The organism is Streptomyces sp. NPDC020898, assembly GCF_044333925.1.
Lineage (GTDB): Bacteria > Actinomycetota > Actinomycetes > Streptomycetales > Streptomycetaceae > Streptomyces.
This window is the reverse complement of record NZ_JBIRRV010000018.1, coordinates 132,545-149,415: the sequence shown is the minus strand read 5'-3', so window position 1 is coordinate 149,415 and position 16,871 is coordinate 132,545. Positions and strand designations below refer to the sequence as shown.

17 protein-coding genes and 1 pseudogene are annotated in these 16,871 nt (G+C 70.3%); 8 read left to right on the top strand and 10 right to left on the bottom strand.

Annotation, left to right across the window (positions count from 1 at the left end):
- Positions 1-96: 96 nt before the first annotated feature.
- From ACH4TV_RS39290 to ACH4TV_RS39275, 4 genes are all read right to left on the bottom strand, one after another.
- Positions 97-2,283, bottom strand: coding sequence for a hypothetical protein (locus tag ACH4TV_RS39290; RefSeq protein ID WP_398406123.1), 2,187 nt, complete (start codon positions 2,281-2,283; stop codon positions 97-99).
- Positions 2,284-2,464: 181 nt separating this feature from the next.
- Positions 2,465-3,292 (bottom strand): hypothetical protein, encoded by an 828-nt coding sequence (locus ACH4TV_RS39285; protein WP_398406122.1) that lies wholly within the window; start codon positions 3,290-3,292, stop codon positions 2,465-2,467.
- Between the two features lie 2 nt (positions 3,293-3,294).
- Positions 3,295-4,137: a vWA domain-containing protein gene (locus ACH4TV_RS39280; protein WP_398406121.1), complete on the bottom strand. Its 843-nt coding sequence runs from the start codon at positions 4,135-4,137 to the stop codon at positions 3,295-3,297.
- 189 nt (positions 4,138-4,326) lie between these two features.
- Complete coding sequence (locus tag ACH4TV_RS39275) at positions 4,327-5,565, bottom strand: amidohydrolase family protein (protein WP_398406120.1); 1,239 nt, start codon at positions 5,563-5,565, stop codon at positions 4,327-4,329.
- Between the two features lie 211 nt (positions 5,566-5,776).
- Here ACH4TV_RS39275 and ACH4TV_RS39270 point away from each other — a divergent pair, with 211 nt between their 5' ends.
- The gene (locus tag ACH4TV_RS39270) at positions 5,777-8,755 is read left to right on the top strand and encodes a BTAD domain-containing putative transcriptional regulator (RefSeq protein WP_398406119.1); all 2,979 of its coding nucleotides are present in this window, start codon (positions 5,777-5,779) and stop codon (positions 8,753-8,755) included.
- Positions 8,756-8,929: 174 nt separating this feature from the next.
- The gene (locus tag ACH4TV_RS39265; protein WP_398406118.1) at positions 8,930-9,112 is read left to right on the top strand and encodes a sigma-like protein; all 183 of its coding nucleotides are present in this window, start codon (positions 8,930-8,932) and stop codon (positions 9,110-9,112) included.
- A 94-nt stretch (positions 9,113-9,206) separates the two neighbouring features.
- Here ACH4TV_RS39265 and ACH4TV_RS39260 read toward each other — a convergent pair whose 3' ends face one another.
- From ACH4TV_RS39260 to ACH4TV_RS39245, 4 genes and pseudogenes are all read right to left on the bottom strand, one after another.
- The gene (locus ACH4TV_RS39260) at positions 9,207-9,602 is read right to left on the bottom strand and encodes a hypothetical protein (RefSeq protein ID WP_398406117.1); all 396 of its coding nucleotides are present in this window, start codon (positions 9,600-9,602) and stop codon (positions 9,207-9,209) included.
- A gap of 1 nt (position 9,603) precedes the next feature.
- Complete coding sequence (locus ACH4TV_RS39255; protein WP_398406160.1) at positions 9,604-9,882, bottom strand: hypothetical protein; 279 nt, start codon at positions 9,880-9,882, stop codon at positions 9,604-9,606.
- A gap of 114 nt (positions 9,883-9,996) precedes the next feature.
- Positions 9,997-10,260 (bottom strand): annotated as a pseudogene (locus ACH4TV_RS39250) (ATP-binding protein); the annotation flags it as partial.
- 32 nt (positions 10,261-10,292) lie between these two features.
- Positions 10,293-10,520, bottom strand: coding sequence for a hypothetical protein (locus ACH4TV_RS39245; RefSeq protein WP_398406159.1), 228 nt, complete (start codon positions 10,518-10,520; stop codon positions 10,293-10,295).
- Positions 10,521-10,652: 132 nt separating this feature from the next.
- Here ACH4TV_RS39245 and ACH4TV_RS39240 point away from each other — a divergent pair, with 132 nt between their 5' ends.
- The 3 genes from ACH4TV_RS39240 (at position 10,653) to ACH4TV_RS39230 (ending at position 12,165) form a co-directional block, all read left to right on the top strand.
- Positions 10,653-11,504 carry a helix-turn-helix domain-containing protein gene (locus ACH4TV_RS39240; RefSeq protein ID WP_398406116.1) on the top strand — a complete coding sequence of 284 codons (852 nt, stop codon included), beginning with the start codon at positions 10,653-10,655 and terminating at the stop codon, positions 11,502-11,504.
- 1 nt (position 11,505) lies between these two features.
- Positions 11,506-11,700, top strand: coding sequence for a DUF397 domain-containing protein (locus ACH4TV_RS39235; RefSeq protein WP_398406115.1), 195 nt, complete (start codon positions 11,506-11,508; stop codon positions 11,698-11,700).
- Positions 11,701-11,805: 105 nt separating this feature from the next.
- Complete coding sequence (locus ACH4TV_RS39230) at positions 11,806-12,165, top strand: DUF6247 family protein (RefSeq protein WP_398406114.1); 360 nt, start codon at positions 11,806-11,808, stop codon at positions 12,163-12,165.
- A 301-nt stretch (positions 12,166-12,466) separates the two neighbouring features.
- Here the strand turns inward: ACH4TV_RS39230 and ACH4TV_RS39225 are convergent, their stop codons facing one another.
- Positions 12,467-12,664, bottom strand: coding sequence for a hypothetical protein (locus tag ACH4TV_RS39225; protein ID WP_398406113.1), 198 nt, complete (start codon positions 12,662-12,664; stop codon positions 12,467-12,469).
- A gap of 88 nt (positions 12,665-12,752) precedes the next feature.
- On the bottom strand, positions 12,753-14,336 hold the full coding sequence (locus tag ACH4TV_RS39220) for a FadD3 family acyl-CoA ligase (RefSeq protein WP_398406112.1): 1,584 nt from the start codon (positions 14,334-14,336) through the stop codon (positions 12,753-12,755).
- Positions 14,337-14,466: 130 nt separating this feature from the next.
- Between ACH4TV_RS39220 and ACH4TV_RS39215 the strand changes: the two genes are divergently transcribed.
- From ACH4TV_RS39215 to ACH4TV_RS39205, 3 genes are read left to right on the top strand one after another with little or no spacing between them, the layout of a single operon-like run.
- Positions 14,467-15,642 carry a lipid-transfer protein gene (locus ACH4TV_RS39215; protein ID WP_398406111.1) on the top strand — a complete coding sequence of 392 codons (1,176 nt, stop codon included), beginning with the start codon at positions 14,467-14,469 and terminating at the stop codon, positions 15,640-15,642.
- 11 nt (positions 15,643-15,653) lie between these two features.
- Positions 15,654-16,070, top strand: coding sequence for a Zn-ribbon domain-containing OB-fold protein (locus ACH4TV_RS39210; protein WP_398406110.1), 417 nt, complete (start codon positions 15,654-15,656; stop codon positions 16,068-16,070).
- Entirely contained in the window at positions 16,067-16,837 is a 771-nt protein-coding gene (locus tag ACH4TV_RS39205; protein ID WP_398406109.1) for an enoyl-CoA hydratase/isomerase family protein, read from the top strand. Before ACH4TV_RS39210 ends, ACH4TV_RS39205 begins: the two co-directional genes overlap by 4 nt.
- Positions 16,838-16,871 lie beyond the last annotated feature (34 nt).

Genomic DNA, 16,871 nt, shown 5'->3' with positions numbered 1-16,871 from the left:
AGCGCACGGCGGCTCCGTCGAACCGGCGCTGATGAGCTGCTCGGCGCGTGATCGACGCACCGCCGGGCGCGGCCGCCGCCCGGCGGACCGTCCGTCTCACCTTCCGGTCAGCAGGAACCGCACATACCTGCCGGCGCCGAGCGCACTCCGCGTCTCCCCCCGCACGCTCACGAGCTCCGCCTCCACCCTCGCCCGCTCCACCCCCGCCCCCGCCAACTGCTTCTGCCGCTGGAGGAGTTCCGCGCGCTTGCGCTGGGTGTCCACGGCGCGCCGCTGGCGCTGGGTGGTGAGGCGGCCCCGTTCGTCGGTGATCCGCTGCTGCAACGCGGACCTCCGCTGCTGGGCCTCGGCCTCGGCCTGCTTGACCTCCGCCTTCAGGGACCGCCGGAGCGCGGCGATGTCGGCCTTGATCTGGGCCTTCGCCGCCGCCGGCACCGCGGTGGGTGCGGAGGCCCGGGCCCGGCGTTCCAGGCCCTGGCGCCAGACGTCGAGGGTGGTGGCCCGCGCCTCGCCGATCCCGGGCACCCGGACCCGCTGGCCACCGGGACGCACCAGGTACACGGCGGCCTGGTTCTGCGCGAAGTCCACGCCGATGAAGTCCGCGGCGGTACGGATGCCCGCGTCCTGGAGCGCCTGGACCATCTTGTTGCCCATGTTGGTGAGCGACCGCGCCTCCTGGATCGGCGTCCTGCGCAGCCTGTCCTGGATGTGCGCGCGGACCACAGGCTCCAGCGCCTTGTCGATGCGGCGCTTCTCCTTCGCCGCCAGCCCCGCCAGCTGTTGCTGGGCCTGGTCCGTACGCCGGTTCAGGTCCACGGTGATACGGGACTGGCCGTCCCGGAGTTCGATCTGAAGGGCCTGGATGCGCCGGTCGGAGGCCGTGTTGTCCTTGGCAAGGACGTCGTCGAGGCCGCGGATCTCCTTGTCCAGGCGCTGATGCGCGCTCGCCGGGTCGGCCAGCTCGCGGGAGCGCCGTTTCAGGTCGCGCATCCTGGCGCGGGCCGCCCGGTACTCGGGGCGCCCGCGCCGGCCGAGACCGACGGCCGCGGCGGAGGTGAGCAGGGCGACGCCCTGGGCGGCGGGCAGGAGGTCGACGGGCTGGGCGGCGGCGAGGACCAGCACGCCGGGGGCGGACGTGCTGAGCAGCGCGCCGAGGGCCGCGACCAGGTCACCGGCGCGCCGCCCACCGAACCCGGCGGCCGGGGGCTGCACCTGGGCCGCCGTGGAGGCGGCAGCGGGGGCGGGAGCCGGGGCCGCCACCCGTCCCTCCATCCAGGCCGGGAACACGGAAGCAGCCGCCCCGGAAGCGGTCGCGGTCGGCGTCCAGGAGGTGACCGTAGGACGGCTGCCGCCCGGACCGCCCCCGGAACCACCTGCCCCCGATCCCGTCCCCGTCCGTTGCGCCGGGAGTGTCACGGCGTCCGGGGTCAGGGCGGGCAGGGCGGCGGCGGGTTTGCCGAGGAAGCTCCTGACCAGGCCGGCCAGGTCGCGCACCCGCTGGTCCGGGTGGCCGAGCAGGACGGGCCAGGCGAGGGAGGTCGCCGGTTCCTTGTAGTCGGCCTCGGAGAGGATCAGGAACTCGCCGTGCCTGTCGTGCAGTTGGGTCCACAGACCGGGGTCCGTGGCGACGGAGACAAGGGCGAGTTCGATGGCCCAGGCGGAGAAGCGGTCCATGGCGGGGCCGAAGTCGGCGGCCGTACGGGAGGGCGACTGGTAGTTGCGGTGGCCGTTCTCGGTCGCCTGCTCGCCGCGCAGGGCGGGGACGTACATGCCGTCGTAGTCGACGAGCCGGAAGGTGCCGTCGGCGGCCACGAGGAGGTTGCCGTGCTGGAGGTCGCCGTGGGCGATGCCGTGCCTCTCCAGGTCGACGGCCATCGCCAGGAACCGGTCGGCCACCGTGTGCAGGACGGCCGGGTCGTGGAGGTTGCGTTCGATCCAGCTGATGAGGCCGGTGCCCTGGACCCAGCTCATCTTGACGGCCGGGTACCACTCCCGCTCGACCAGAACGCCCTGCTCCAGAAAGTCGAACCCCACCGGCCACGCCTGGGAGAGCCCACCCGCGCCGAGACCGCCGAGCGCCGAACTGATGGCGGAGTAGCGCTTGCCCAGCGTCGTGCTGTCCCGGGTGAAGCACTTCAGCGCGTACCGCTGCCCGTTCCTCGCCGTGACGGAGAAGACGCTGGCGAAGTTCCCGGAGATCGCCTTCGGCCCCAGTACCGGGCTCTGCTGGACCCTGCCGGTCTTCAAGTCGGGGTCGCTGAAGCACAGTTCAGGGTGCTGCAACGCCTCCGCGTAGTTCGCTCCGGTCGGAAACCTCCTGGCCGATCCCGTTCCGGGACGAGGACCATGGGACACCGCCATGTACACCCCCTCTCACTGCCGTCCGGAAGAACGCCAAGCCCTCATAGCGGCAAGCCCTCATACGGAAACCGGAGATACAACTGGAGATAGATACGTACGAACGTCACACTCTTGCTCGTACGAGGGTCACGTCGTCGTTGCGCATCCGGGCGCGCGCCCGCTGGACGTCCACCCACTCGGCGAAGTCCTGCTGGTCGAACGCGGAGAAAGCTGGGAGCGCCGGGGGCTCGCTCGCCAGCAGCCACGCCGCCAACGCGTCGGTGGTGAGCAGGAGTTCGTCGCCGGGGAGCAGCTCGCCGTACGCCAGCCGCATCCGTTCCGCGACCAGCCCCACGTCGTGATTGCGACTGCTCAGCAACTGGGGACTGATCCCGAACTCGTCGACCGTACGCAGCGGGAAGGAGTCGAGGAGGCGTCCGTCGCGCAGGTGGAAGAGGCAGCTGTCGCCGAGGGCGAAGGCGTACCAGAACCGGCGGGTCGTGCCGTCCTCCAGGACCGTGGCCCGGATCTCCGCGCCCAGCACGGTCGCGAACGCGCCCTTTTCCAGGCCGGGTTGCTCGTACCAGGCGATGGGCCGGCCCTGGGCGGCGCGCTCGGCCCGGTAGCGGGTGAGGAAGGTGTCCCAGTGCAGTGCGGAGCGCTCCATCAAGTCCCGTACGAAGGTGGGGAGTTCCTCCCACCAGTCACCGGCGAGCCGCATCGACTCGACGGTGTCGCGGACCAGCAGCCGGGCCCAGTCGCGGGCGAGCAGGCTCTCCGAGGCGCCGTCGGACACCGAGACGTACAGCGACGCGACCGCCCGTCCGGCGCTGTCGACGCCCGCCTCGTCGGACTGCCAGGAGTAGGCGTCGTCCTCGCACTCCTCCGGGCTGCTGCCGGCCTTCTGGGTCCACAACCACTGTGCCACCGGCAGCGCCGGCATGTCCCCCATGGTCAGCGCAGCTCCGTCGCACGGGTGCCGATGTCGAGGAACTCCACGATCGAGACGATGTCGGCGTTGTAGACGAAGCCCCGGGTGCTCTCGCTGACGCGGTGGCCCTGTGTGGCGGCGTACGAACGCATGTGGCTGGGCAGGACGCTGGACATCTGGAAGAGCAACTTCGCGTAGGTGTCCGGCAGTTGCTCCTCACTGTCCGGGAAGGTGATGGGGGCGCCGCCGCTGCCGGAGACGTGCAGGTTGAAGAGGAGGACCGGGCCGTCGGCGGTCGCGTGCGAGGCGAGGCCGATGGCCGCGCTGGTCGGGTCGCCGTCGGTGGACTCGCCGTCGGTGAGGTTGAGGACGATGGGCGGGAAGCCGCTGGGGTGCGTGTCGACCCAGTGCGCGACGAGGGTGTCCGCGTAGCCGAGGGCCCGGGTCATGGGCGTACCCCCGTTGGTCACCGGGTCCATCCACACCGGGAACTGCACGGACGTCTCGACCAGCCCGCCGGCCCCGTCCGGCACCTTCTTGGTACGGCTCTCCACCCGCGCCGGGTTGTTGGCGACCTCGCTCAGCGGCACGAGGTCGCGGCCGGCGAGGGTGCCCTGGTAGGCGGAGCCGACCTGGTTGTGCCCGTAGCCGATCACGGCGACGTGGAAGTAGTCACGTACGCCCTCTTCCTTGGCACACTTCACCGACAGTTCCGTCAGCAGCCGGTTGATGGCGTTGGACACCACCTCGGCCCGCTGCTGCGTCGCCTCACCGCTCTCCATGGGATCGCTCATCGAGGCGGACTGGTCCACGAGGAAGATGAAGCACCCCGGGTTGGTCCGGCTGATCTCTGCGGTGTACGGCAACGGACGCCCCCGTTTTTCCCTGCGCGGTCACTCTGCGGTCACTCTGCGGACGAACAACACAACAGGGGGACAGCAGCGATCGGCGACGCGTCTTCACACAACGAACACTCGGCCCCCCAAGGTGGTTCACGGTACCGGATGACCAGCGGCGCTACGGGTTCTACGCCAGTTTCGCCCTCGCTTCGCCTGCTACGCCGGACCGCCCGGACGCCACAGCCCGTCCGCCGTGAGCCCCAGCAGTTCGATCGCGTTCCCCCGGACGATCCGCTCCACGACCTCCGGGTCCAGATGCCCCATCTGCCGCTCGCCGACCTCCCGCGAACCGGGCCAAGTGGAGTCGGAGTGGGGGTAGTCGGTCTCGTAGAGGACGTTGCCGACACCGATCGAGTCGAGGTTCTTCAGCCCGAAGGCGTCGTCGAAGAAGCAGCCGTAGACGTGCTCGGCGAACAGCTCGGACGGCGGCCGGTGGACCTTGTCGGCGACTCCGCCCCAGCCCCGGTTCTCCTCCCAGACCACGTCCGCGCGCTCCAGGATGTACGGGATCCAGCCGATCTGCCCCTCCGCGTACATGATCTTCAGCTGCGGGAAGCGTTCGAACTTGCCGCTCATCAGCCAGTCGACCATCGAGAAGCAGCAGTTGGCGAAGGTGATGGTGGAGCCGACGGCGGGCGGGGCGTCGGCGGAGGTGGACGGCATGCGGCTCGACGACCCGATGTGCATCGCGATGACGGTGCCCGTCTCGGCGCAGGCGGCGAGGAACGGGTCCCAGTCGTCGCCGTGGACGGAGGGCAGGCCGAGGTGCGGGGGGATCTCGGAGAAGGCGACCGCGCGGACACCCCGGGCCGCGTTGCGGCGGACCTCGGCCGCCGCCAACTCCGCGTCCCACAGCGGGATGAGGGTGAGCGGGATGAGACGCCCCTGTGCCGCCGGGCCGCACCACTCCTCCACCATCCAGTCGTTGTACGCGCGCACGCCGAGCAGTGCGAGTTCGCGGTCCTTGGCCTCGGTGAAGGTCTGGCCGCAGAAGCGCGGGAAGGTCGGGAAGCAGACGGCGGACTGGACGTGGTTGATGTCCATGTCGGCGAGCCGCTGCGGGACGTCGTAGGAACCGGGGCGCATCTGCTCGTAGGTGATGACTTCGAGCTTGATCTCGTCCCGGTCGTAACCGACGGCGGTGTCGAGGCGGGTGAGAGGGCGGCGCAGGTTCTCGTAGATCCACCAGTCGCCGATCGGGCCGTCGTCGCCGGGTTCGCCCATGACGGGCTTGAACCGGCCGCCGAGGAAGGACATCTCCTTCAGCGGCGCGCGGACTATGCGCGGACCCTCGTCCAGGTATTTCTTCGGGAGCCGGTCCTGCCAGACGTTGGGGGGCTCCACCGTGTGGTCGTCCACCGAGATGATCTTCGGAAAGATGTCCGTCGTCTCCATACTGGGCACGGTAGCGCTGATCTGACGAACCGTCAGCTATGCGGTGGACACCTCTCTTCCGCCGGGCCGTGTGCGAAGACGGTGTGAGAACCCTGTGGTAGTTCGTGAGTACCTCGTGCGCCGATCTGTGATCACTGTCTCTGGAGCTGACGCATACGCCATGGACAAGGCAAACTGCTGTCCTGGTCATGATGTTCGGCAGGGAGCGGCAATGGGTGATGGACCGGCTGTACCGCGAGTGCCGGCACAGCGGGATCCCAGGGATTCCCCGGCGGACCCCCCGGAGGGTCTCCCGGCGGCGCTGCGCTTCAGCGTGCTCGGTCCGGTACGGGCCTGGCGCGACGAGACGCAGTTGCCCACCGGATCCCCGCAGCAACGGGCGCTGCTGGCCGCCCTGTTGCTGCGCGAGGGCCGCACGGCCACGGCGGCCGAGCTGATCGACGCCCTGTGGGGCGAGGAGTCACCGTCGCAGGCGCTGGCGGCAGTACGGACGTACGCGTCTCGGCTGCGGAAGATCCTGGGCGCCGGAGTCCTGGTGAGCGAGTCCACCGGGTACGCCATCAGCTCGCTGAGCGAGGGCGCGCTCGACCTGGCGGTGGCGCAGGACCTGGCCACGGGAGCCGAGAAGGCGAGGAACGCCGGCGACCTGTGCCATGCCCGGGAAGTCCTGAACAGGGTCCTCGACCTGTGGGACGGGGAGCCGCTGGCGGGCGTACCGGGCCCGTACGCGGACGCGCAGCGCGTTCGTCTGACGGAGTGGCGCCTCCAACTCCTGGAATCCCGCCTGGACATGGACCTGGAGCAGGGCTGCCACGCGGAGGCGGTCAGCGAGTTGACCGCTTTGACGGCCGAACAGCCGCTGCGCGAGCGCCTGCGCGAGCTGCTGATGCTGGCGCTGTACCGCAGCGGCCGCCAGGCCGAGGCGCTGGCGGTGTACGCGGACACGCACCGTCTGCTGGCCGAGGAACTGGGCGTCGACCCCCGCCCCGGCCTGCGGGATCTTCAGCAGCGCATCCTCCGGGCGGACCCGGGCCTCGCCGAACCCTCGGCCCCACTGGCCCCCGAACCGGCCGCGGCGCCGGTACGCCCCGCCCAACTCCCTGCCTCGGTACCGGACTTCACGGGCCGCGCGGCCTTCGTGTCCGAGCTGAGCGAGGTGCTGGCCCTGGCCGAGGGCCGTGTGATGGCGGTGTCGGCGCTGGCGGGCATCGGCGGCGTCGGCAAGACGACCCTCGCCGTGCACGTGGCCCACCAGGCCCGACCGGCGTTCCCCGACGGCCAGTTGTACGTCGATCTGCAGGGCGCCGGCGCCCGCGCGGCGGAGCCGGAGACGGTCCTGGGTGCGTTCCTGCGCGCCCTCGGCACGGCCGACTCGGCGATCCCGGACTCCCTGGAGGAGCGCGCGGCCCTGTACCGCTCGCTGCTGGACGGCCGCCGGGTCCTCGTCCTGCTGGACAACGCCCATGACGCCGCGCAGGTACGCCCGTTGCTGCCCGGCACACCGGGTTGCGCGGCCCTGATCACCTCCCGGGTACGGATGGTGGACCTGGCCGGCGCGCACCTCGTCGACCTGGACGTCATGTCCCCCGAGGAGGCCCTCCAGCTGTTCACGAAGATCGTGGGCGCGGAGCGGGTGGCGGCGGAGCGGAAAGCCGCCCTGGACACCGTCGCGGCCTGCGGGTTCCTGCCGCTGGCGATCCGGATCGCGGCCTCCCGGCTGTCGGCGCGCAGAACCTGGACGGTGTCGGTCCTGGCGGCGAAGCTGGCGGACGAGCGGCGCCGGCTGGACGAACTCCAGGCGGGCGACCTGGCGGTGAAGGCGACCTTCGAGCTCGGGTACGGGGCGCTGGACGCGGCCCAGGCCCGCGCGTTCCGCCTGCTGGGCCTGCCGGACGGCCCGGACATGTCGCTGGCGGCGGCAGCGGCCGTACTGGACCTCCCGGTGGACGACACCGAGGATCTGCTGGAGTCCCTGGTCGACACCTCGCTGCTGGAATCGGCGGCCCCGGGCCGCTACCGGTACCACGATCTCGTTCGTCTCTACGCGCGTTCCTGCGCGGAACGCGACGAACAGGCGCCGGGTGAGCGGGACTTGGCGATGTCCCGGCTGCTGGACTTCTATCTGGCGACGGTCGCCGAGGTCTATCTGATCGAGCGGCCCGGGGACCGGCTGGTGGACCATCTGGAGCGGACCGAGTATCCGGGGCTGACGTTCGGGGACGGCAACGCGGCCCAGGACTGGCTGTACTCCGAGGCGAACTGCCTGTTGGCGTGCGCCCGGCAGTCCTTCGTCGACAGCAGGCTGCGCAGGGGCGTCGACCTGCTGTGGGCCGCCAAGGATCTGGGCGAGTCGGGCGCCAACTCGAAGGTGTACGAGTCCGCCGCCCTGGCCGCACGCGACTTCGCCAAGGCGGTGGGCGACACCTACGCGGAGGGGCGCGCACGGACGACACTCACCAACGTCCATCTCGTCGCGGGCCGTTATGCCGAGGCGGACGAGGAGGCCCGCCAGGCGGTGCTGCTCGCGACCTCCGTCGGCGACGACGTGACCGTCTACTGGGCGAGCAACGACCGCGGGATCATCGCGTTCAACCAGGGCCGGCACACGGACGCCGAGGAGTACCTCCTCAAGGCGATCGAGGGCTCCCGCGCGGTCGGCAGCAAGCCGGGCGAGGCGAGCGCGCTCTGCAACCTCTCCCGCCTGCACCTGGCCATGGGACACACCTCCCGTGCCATCACCCTGGCCCGTGAGGGGCTGGAGATCTACGACCGCGCCGGCCTCACCCTGCGCCTGGCCAACGCGCGGTACGCCCTCGGCGTGGCCCTCACCCAGGCGGGACGCCATACGGAGGCGCTGGCGGAGTTCGACGAGGCGCTGCTGAGCTTCAAGCAGAACCGGCAGCGGCTGTGGGAGGGCACCACGCACTTCCGTGTGGCACAGGCCCACCTCGCGGCCCGGCAGGCGGCGCCGGCCGCACGGCACGCGGAACAGGCCCTCGCCATCGGGTTCATCGGCGGGGACCGGATGCGGGCCCACATCCGGACCACCCTCGGCCGTTCGCTGGCCGCACTCGGCCAGGCCGACCGCGCCCGCGCCTGCTGGCTCGAAGCGCTCTCCCTCTACGAGGCGTCCGGAGCGGCGGAGGCCGACGAGGTACGGGCGCTGCTGTTGCCCCTTCGGGCACCGTAAGGGGCGGCGAGGGGGCGTTCATCGATTGTTTATGCCCAGCTGACAAGCTCGGCTCAGTGATCCGTCGCGTCGGGGGGCAGGCGGGTCCGAAGGGCCCCTGCCCGGCAGTACTCGGGGGAGTTGCCGGGCGGGGTGCCCTAAAGGTTTCCCACGCAATCAGGGGAGTTCAGGACAATGACACAGCCCAAGAAGAACACCGAAGAGTTCACCACGATGGACAACCACACACCGTCGGCACCGTTGGACGAGACGATCACCACGCTCGACAACCACACGCCCTCGGAACCCGTCGGGGCGGACGAGACGGCCATCACCACGATGGACAACCACACACCCGCACCGCCGACCGGTCCTTGACCTGAACCTGGACCGCTGACACCTCAGTCCAACGGGGATCGGCCGCGACGGCACGGAGGGGGAGCCGTCGCGGCCGACGCGTGTCCGGGGCCACTCAGACCGCCCTGACCGACACGCGCCTCCCGCACAGCTTCTCCATGTCGTCCACGTCGGACGTGTAGAGCGCCACGTTCCCGGGCTGGCGCTGCGCGATGACAGCCAGCGCGGCGTCGATCGCGTACTTGTGGCCGTGGAGGCCCGTCTCCTCCAGCAGCTTCACCGCCACATCGGCGACCTCACGCGTCACCGGCTCCACAACGACGCGGGACATCGCCCAAGCCCAGGCCGGGCGCCGGACCTGCCCGTGAAACGCCTCGATCAAGGTCATCGAGCTGGTCACCACGTGGATTCCCTTGCGTTGGGCGGCCGTCAACAGAGCCGTCATCGTGCGCTCACGCAGCGCCGCTCGCGAAAGTCCTTCGCTGTCCAGCACCAGCGAGTCGATCGCCATTTCAGCCCGCCAGGGGAAGATCGTCGCCAGCAGCAGCCCGGGGCTCGGCGAAATGCTGTCCCGCCTCTCGCAGCTCGGCCTCCGCCGCCGCCAGTTCCTCCTCCGTCAGCGGCCCGCCCTCCTCCTGCATCCACGCCACCAGCTCACCCAGCCGGTCCTGCTCCCGCTGACGCTCTATGGCCCGCGTGACATAGGCACTGAACCCTCCGGGCCCGACCTCGCTCCGGATCTCCTCAGCGAGCTCCTCCGGCAGTGTCACGGTGTACTTCTTCGTTGCCATACCAATCACCATACCGCCCTTCCCCCCGCCCGGCCCGGCGCCCGCGACCTCGCACCACACCGTCTTGCCCACGGCCTCGACCTCCACGCCCCACCGCACAGCGAGGGCGCCCAGCAGCGTCAACCCGCGCCCCGACTCGTCTGCCGCCGTGGCGCCGAGCAGCACCGGAAGAGCACGCGGGTCGGGATCACTGACTGCGACCCGGATACGAGCACCGTCGACGCGGCCCACCCGCACGGAGACGGGCGCCCCCTCCCCCACGTGCCGGATGACGTTGCCGACCAGCTCGGTGACGCACAGCTGGACGTCCCCTGCTCCCTCGGCATCCCCGAGCCACTGGCGTACCGCCCGCCGCAGCTCCGGTACCGCCTTGGACACGGCGAGCAGTTCGGCACCGAAGTCCGTCGCGTTCACCGCTCCGCCGCGTTCCTCAGCACGGCGGCCAGCTTCCGCGCGGTGGCCGTGTTGCAGCCGCCCAGCTCGACCAGCCCCATCGGGGGTCGATAACTCCCCGCGAAACTCGGCAGATCGATCCGCAGGGACGGCAGAGTGATGCCGTGCTCGCGGAGGGCGTCGCGGAGTTCCTCTACGCAAAGGGTTACGTCGTCGACGGTGGGGTTCTGCTTGGTGAGCTCCATCGGGTGGACCTCCCTGTTCAAGGCACACTCCTGTGCGCTCTGTGACGATTCCCTCACAGAGTGACGTGTCTTTGCGTACGGTGGAAGGGATTCAGGTTGCACAGCGCAACTGGAAAGAGACGGTGGCGAGTTGTGCCCGCACGTAAGGAACCCGACGCGTCGGCGAACGTCCCTTCCTTCTACGGCGCCGAGTTGCGCTACCTGAGGGAACTGGCGGGCCTGACGCTGGAGCAGTTGGCGGAGGGAAGCTGGCGCGGCATCTCTCTCCTGAGCCAGATCGAGCGCGGCGAACGCCTGATGCCGGAGGATCTGGCCCGGCACGTCGATGCGAAGCTCGGCACGGACGGCTTTTTCATGCGGCGTTGTGAAGACGTGAGCAAGGCGAAGCGGTCCGGGCATGCGGAGTACTTCGCGGATGTGCTGGAGATGGAGCAGCACGCGGAGTCGATCGAGGACTGGGCGCCGATGCTGGTGCCCGGCCTGCTCCAGACGCCCGCTTACGCCCGCGCAATCACGCGCGCGGCCATGCCCCGAGCCTCTGACACGGACGTCGAGGAGAAAGTGCAGGCCAGGATGGGGCGTGCGGTGCTCTTCGACTCCGAGAAGCCTCCCGCGTTCTGGGCCATCCTCGACGAGTCGCTGCTGCACCGCCGAGTCCTCCCCGACGAGGGGATGGCCGAACTCCTGGAGCACATCGCGACGCTGGTGAAGAGGACGTACTCCATTACACAGATCGTTCCGGAAAGCGCCGCCGCTCACCCGTTCATGATGGGCATGACCAGGATGATGGCCTTCCCGGACGCCCCGCCCGTCGTCTACACCGAGAGCCTGCACAGCGGGCAACTCATCGACTACCCGGCGCTCGTGAAGCAGTACCGGGAGTCGTACGATCTGCTCAGGGCCGCCGCACAGCCGCCTGAGGCGTCCCTGGCCATGATCGAGACCGCGGCAGAGGACTATCGAAATGGCAAACACCGAGCCTGACTTGAGCTCTGCGCTCTGGCGCAGGAGCAGCTACAGCAACGGCACCGGCGGCGAGTGCGTCGAGGTAGCCCTCACCCACCCCGAAGCCACGGAGGTGGTCCCCGTACGCGACTCCAAGACCGCACCCCACAACGGCCCCGTACTCCTCATTCGGACCGGGGCCTGGGCGGCGTTCCTCACCGAGCTGAAGGCCTGACCCGCCCGGAGCCGGTGTTCACCCCAGCCGACCACTCCGAACACCCTGCGTAGTCACCCTCCCCTGCCGTATCGCGCGCATGGCACGGTCCACGGAAGGATCAAAATGACCGCGCAGCACATCGAGCCCGGCGGGCCTCTTATCCCGCGGCCCGAGCGAACGCCCGCCGCCCTGCGCGTCGCGCTGGCACAGGTGGCTCCCCACCGGCTGGCCGACATGGAGCGGCAGAAGGACGAGGCCATCACCTTGGCGGCACGCACGGGCAGCCTCGGCCCCATCATCCAGCTCCTCGAAACGTGGACAGTGGCGATCGAGGTCGCAAGGATTCCGGCTGCCGCCGCACGGCTCCGTACCGCTGAGTACACGGCACAGACCGCCGACCGTGACGAACCCGCCTGGCGTGACGCCATGGACGAGATCCGGCACCTGCACTCCACCGCCCGGGAGTCGGTCGCCGGTGAGTGATTGGTGCTGGGAGTACGACTCGGACGAAACCCACGTCATTGGTGGCCCCACGCCCGCACCTCCCGCGTTCGTCGCAGAGGTCGAAAGCGAGTTGCCGAGATCGTACGAGCAGCCGAGGCACTTCGCCTGGACGGCACCCGGTATCAAGGCGCGGGCGAGGGTGTGCAGACCGCCTATGTCTCAGGCGGAATGTTCCTCTACCTGACCATCGTTCGCCACGAGTGCGTGTACGTCCTCCAAGTCACCCCGTGGCCGGGCCAAAGCCACCCCTAGCTTCCTGGAAGCCTCACATCAGCAAGGTTCACGAGCCGGGCTGCCCGTCGATCTCGTCGAGCGCTTCCTGCGCGGCGGCCACGAATCGGGCGCGCACCAGTTCGTTGTCGCTCCGAATGAGCTGCTCGACGTACTGGCTGACCGGTACCCGCCGCGTCGCCGCAGCCTGGCGGGCCATCTCTGCGGTGTCGTGGTCCATCCGGATGCCGATCTGCGTCTTGGCCATACCGGCAAGGTATTACCGGACAGCAGGCGCACGTGCCCTGTGACACGAACGGGGTACCACCCTCACCGCCCGCTCCACGCAGCCGCCCTCAACTCCCCGCCCGCAACTCCCCCTTCACCACCTTCCCACTCGCATTCCGAGGCAGCCCGCCCACGAACTCCACCGCCCTCGGCACCTTGTAGTTGGCCATCTCGCGCCGGGCCCAGGCGATCAGGTCGTCGCCCGTCAGTGACGCCCCCGCCCGCCGCACCACATACGCCTTCCCGACCTCCCCCAACCGCCCGTCCGGTACGCCGATCACCGCGACGTCCGCCACATCCGGGTGGAGTCCGAGGAGTTGCTCGATCTCCGCCGGGTAGGCGTTGAAGCCGCCGACGATGAACATGTCCTTGAGGCGGTCGGTGATCCGCAGGTTGCCGTCGGCGTCCAGTACTCCGACGTCCCCGGTTCGCAACCAGCCTTCCCCCGTGAGGACTTCGGCTGTTGCGGCCGCGTCCTCGAAGTACCCGCGCATGACGTTGAAGCCCCGCACCAGCACCTCCCCGGGCTCGCCCACGGGCGCCTCCACGCGCACCTCGACCCCCGGAACCGCGCGTCCGGACGTCGAGGCGATGACCTCCGCCTCGTCGCCCCGCCGGCACATGGTGACGATCCCGCTGGCCTCGGACAGCCCGTACGCCGTCAGGACCGTCCCCACCCCCAGCTCCGTACGCAACCGTTCCACCAGCCGCAACGGCACCACCGCGGCCCCGGTCACCGCCAGGCGCAGGGTCGACAGGTCGTACGCGTCCCGGGACGGATGGTCGAGCAGGGACTGGAGCAGCGTGGGCGGGCCGGGCAGGACCGTCACCCGCTCCGCCGCCACGTTCGCCAGCACCGTGTCCACGTTGAACACCGGCTGCGGAATCACCGTCGCGCCCCGCATCAGGCAGGCCAGCACGCCCGCCTTGTAGCCGAACGTGTGGAAGAACGGGTTCACGACCAGATAGCAGTCCCCCTGCCGCAGCCCCGCCAGTTCGCTCCAGATCTCGTACGCCCGCAGGGACTGCGCATGCGTGATCACCGCCCCCTTCGGCCGCCCCGTCGTGCCGGACGTGAAGACGATGTCCGAGGGATCGGAACCCCGGACCGCCGCCGCCCGCGCCCGGACGGTCTCCGTCGCCACCCCGTCCCCGCCCGCCAGGAAGTCCTTCCACGTGCGGAACTCGGCCGCCGCGTCCTCCCCCAGCACCACCACGTCCGTCAGCTCCGGAAGCCCCGCCAACGGGCCCTCCCCGTCGCCCTCCCCCGCCGCCCTGCGCAAGGAGGCGACATACGACGTGCCCAGGAACGTCCCCGTCACGAACAGCAGCCTCGCCCGGCTGCGCGCCAGGACGTACGCCGCCTCCGTCCCCTTGAAGCGCGTGTTCAGCGGTACGAGCACCGCGCCCGCCGAGACCGCGCCCAGCGCGGACACCATCCAGTCGAGGGAGTTGGGCGCCCACACCGCCACCCGGTCACCGGCCCGCACCCCGCTCGCGACACACGCCGCCGCCGCCCGCTCCACGCGCGCGCCCAACTCCCTGTACGAGACCCGCGTACGTCCGTCCACGACCGCCTCGGCGTCGCCGTACCGCTCCACCGCCGCCCGGACCAGCCCCGGAATGCTGCCCCACTCCACGTCACCGCGCATCGCGAGCCTCCTCCTACATGCCCTACCTGCCTTGCACACACCCCACGCACAGGAGCTGACTGACCGTCAGATTAGCTGTAACCTGACGCCCTGTCAGCAGCCGGACAGTCGCACGGAGGTGTGTGCAGTCATGGCAGGTAGGGCACGTACAGCAGTCAGCGCCGGCATCAAGGACGCCACCGCCATAGCCGGGATCGGACAGACCCCCTTCGCCCGCCAACTCCCCGACAACGAACGCACCTTGGCCTGCCGGGCGATCCTCGCCGCCCTCGACGACGCGGGTATCGCCCCCGCCGAGGTCGACGCCCTCGCCTCCTACACGATGGAGGAGACCGACGAGGTCGAGGTCGCCAAGGCACTCGGCCTCGGCGACCTCACCTTCTTTTCCAAGGTCGGCTACGGCGGCGGCGGTTCCTGCGCCACCGTCGCCCATCTCGCCGCCGCCATAGCCGGCGGCCAGGCCACGGTCGGCGTCGCCTGGAGATCGAGGAAGAGGGGCTCCGGGCCCCGCCCCTGGAAGAACACCGGTGCCCAACTCCCCACCCCCGCCCAGTGGACGCGCCCCTTCGGGCTCCTGAGGCCCTCCGACGAGATCGCGATGCTCACGCGCCGCCACATGCACGAGTACGGCACGACCCGCGACCACCTCTTCAACGTGGCCCTCGCCTGCCGCAACCGAGCGAACCAGAACCCGGCCGCGATCATGTACGACCGCCCGCTCACCCGCGAGATGTACATGACCTCCCGCTGGATCAGCGAACCCCTCTGCCTCTTCGACAACTGCCTGGAGACGGACGGGGCGTTGGCCTGCGTGATCGTGTCCGCCGAGCGCGCCCGTGACTGCCGCCGCGCCCCCGTCTACATCCACTCCGCCGCCCAGGGCCTGCCCACCCAGCACCACGGCATGGTCAACTACTGGAACGACGACCCCCTGACCGGCCCGGCGTGGACAGCCGCCCGGCACCTGTGGAAACACGCCGACTTCACCCCCGACGACGTCCAGGTCGCCCAGATCTACGACGCGTTCACCCCGCTCATCCCGCTCTCCCTGGAGGGCTACGGCTTCTGCGGACGCGGCGAGGGCGGCGCCTTCACCGAGGGGGGCGCCCTGGAGATCGGCGGCCGGCTGCCGCTCAACACCGGCGGGGGCGGCCTCAGCGAGGCGTACGTCCACGGCTTCAACCTGATCACCGAGGGCGTACGGCAACTGCGCGGTACCAGCACCGCCCAGGTCCCGGGGGCGTCCACCTGCCTGGTCACGGCCGGCGAGGGCGTCCCCACTTCGGCCCTGTTGTTGCGGACTTGAGGAGCTGAGAGATGCTGACACCAGTCGTGGACGACGACGGCGCCCCCTTCTGGGAGTACGCCGCCCAGGGCGAACTCCGCGTCCAGACCTGCGCCGACTGCGCCGAACCCCGCTTCCCGCCCCGCCCCTGCTGCCCGCACTGCCAGTCCTTCGAGAGCGAGTGGCGCGCGGTCAGCGGACGCGGACGCATCTGGTCGTACGTCGTCCCGCACCCGCCGCTCCTCCCGGACTACGCCGAGCTGGCCCCGTACAACGTGATCGTCGTCGAACTGGCGGAGGCACCGCGCATCCGGCTCGTCGGGAACCTGGTCACGGGCCCCGACGCGCCCCTCAACTCCCTTTCCCCGGACCGGATTCGCATCGGCGCACGCGTACAGGTCGTCTTCAGCTCCACCGGGTTGCCGCAGTGGATCCTGGAGCGCCCGTGAGTCTGAACCTGTCGACCGACAAGGACACCGGGGTCGCCGTCGTCACCCTCGACCGCCCCGCCAAGCTCAACGCGATCGACCTCGCCACGGCATCCGAACTGGCGGCGACCTGGCGGGAGTTGCGTTTCGACGACACCGTACGGGCGGTGGTCCTCACCGGAGCCGGAGAGCGCGCCTTCTGTACGGGCCTCGACCGCACCGCGACCGTCCCCCAGCCCAACTCCCCCTACATGGTGGACGATCCGCTCGACCACATCGGCCCGAAGGCGAACGACCTCTGGAAGCCGGTGATCGCCGCAGTGAACGGTATGGCCTGCGGCGGCGCCTTCTACCTCCTCGCGGAGTCGGAGTTCCTCGTCGCCGACCCGACCGCGACCTTCTTCGACCCGCACACCACGTACGGCATGGTCAGCGCGTACGAGACGATGGGCATGGCGCAGCGGATGCCCTACGGCGAGATCGCGCGGATGGCGCTGATGGGGACCGCCGAACGGGTCTCTGCGGCGCGGGCCCTCGAAATCGGCCTGGTCAGTGAAGTGACGGAGCCGGGTGGGTCGTTGGCGGCCGCCGTGGAGTGCGCCCGGGTCATCGCGTCGTATCCGCCGGAGGGGGTGCAGGGCACGGTCCGGGCGGTGTGGGCGGCGAAGGAGGCGGCCCGCGCGCACGCCCTCGCCTACGCCCCGCACCTGGTCCGCCTCGGCAACCTCCCGGGGGACCGGCAGGCGGAACTGTTCGCCGCCAGGACCCCGGACTTCCGGTTGCGATAGCAACGCATACCCTTTGCATCATGGTTGAGAACCG